The sequence below is a fragment of the Vibrio sp. 1580 genome (genome assembly GCF_033340055.1).
On sequence record NZ_JAWOVT010000313.1, the window covers coordinates 1 to 683 of the forward strand.

Consider the following 683-nt stretch of genomic DNA (forward strand, 5'->3'; position numbering starts at 1 on the left):
TTCTGCAGATTCAGCAACAAGCGTGAATGCGCCTACACGTTCATTGTATAGGCCGAAGTTTTTCGAGAACGAGCTCGCAACGAGAATTTCTTTGTTGTATTTCGCGAAAGTACGTAGGCCAGCTGCGTCTTCTTCTACACCCTTGGCAAAGCCTTGGTATGCAAAGTCGAACAGAGGAAGCAGTTTCTTCTCAGCAATCAGCTTCGCTAGTGTTTCCCATTCTTCAGCAGTTGGATCGATGCCAGTTGGGTTGTGGCAGCAGCCGTGTAGAAGAACGATGTCACCTTCAGATGCCGCTTGAAGATCGTTTAGCATTGCATCGAAGTCTTTGTCTTTAGTTTCTGCGTTGTAGTAAGTGTATTGAGCCGTTTCTAGACCTGCAGCGGTAAACACGCCGTTGTGGTTTGCCCAAGTTGGGTTGCTGATCCAGATTTTTACGTTACCAAGTTGGCGTTTGATGAATTCACCCGCCACGCGTAATGCACCTGTACCCCCACGCGCTTGAGCTGTTTTCGCGCGTTTTTCCGCTACGATTTCAGCGTCTGCACCGAAGAGTAGTTTTTGTACCGCCAGACCGTACTCAGCAGTCCCTTCGATGGTTAGGTATGATTTGGTTTTTTCCGTTTCAATCAGTGCTGCTTCGGCTTTCTTTACGGTAGCAAGAACAGGTGTTTCGCCTTGTT

The 683-nt window shown here is 48.2% G+C and carries 1 protein-coding gene; it reads right to left on the bottom strand.

The features are described 5' to 3' along the window. A partial coding sequence (locus R7093_RS25720; RefSeq protein WP_318147087.1) for an aminotransferase class I/II-fold pyridoxal phosphate-dependent enzyme occupies positions 1–683 on the bottom strand: 683 nt, incomplete at both ends.